The following is a 649-nucleotide window of genomic DNA, read 5'->3' on the forward strand; positions in this document are numbered from 1 at the left end:
GGCGTTATGTAGCCGCGAGAGGACGGTAAGTTAAAAGGATTTATATATGTTAAATATTCGGCAAGCTCGCATTGAAGATATCAGTGTTATCAAGAAACTACAGTTTCAGCTTAATGAGTATCATCAAGCAAATTTACCTGATGACTTTTTATCACCGGAAGAAATTGAACAAAAAATAGACCTGAACAAGATAATCGAAAGTGAAAGCTCGATTTTTCTGGTAGCCGAAAGCAAAGGGCAGTTAGTAGGTTTTGTTTTTGGTGAGCTATGGGTTCGTAAGTCTTGGACTCTCAAAGAGCGAAAGATCGCAAACGTTGAACAGATTGTTGTGGATTCATGCTTTAGGAGTCAAGGTGTTGGAGTGGCGCTAATAGAGGCATTTGAGGAAAGGGCTATTTCTAACGGCGGAGAAGAGCTGTGGTTAGAAGTATATTCTTTCAATGAATCAGCTCTAGCTTTGTATCGCAAAGCTGGTATTGAGCCCAAGATCCAAATTGGACAGAAAGCACTAACCTGAAAGTCGGCTACATAACAAATTGTTCAAGAGTGATTCGGCACGCGTGGCATTTTTACTATGCGTTAGTTCTAGTGGTTAAGGTGGTATGCGGAAGCTTAGGTATTGCGTGCCTCACACCTTAACAAGGCGTTA

Annotated in this window: 1 protein-coding gene; it reads left to right on the forward strand. The window is 41.1% G+C overall.

Annotated features, from left to right (window positions below):
• Positions 1-46: 46 nt before the first annotated feature.
• Positions 47-517, forward strand: coding sequence for a GNAT family N-acetyltransferase (locus tag R7M92_RS25040; protein WP_318134581.1), 471 nt, complete (start codon positions 47-49; stop codon positions 515-517).
• Positions 518-649: the final 132 nt, after the last annotated feature.

This window comes from Vibrio sp. Vb2880, from assembly GCF_033337975.1.
GTDB lineage: Bacteria > Pseudomonadota > Gammaproteobacteria > Enterobacterales > Vibrionaceae > Vibrio > Vibrio alginolyticus.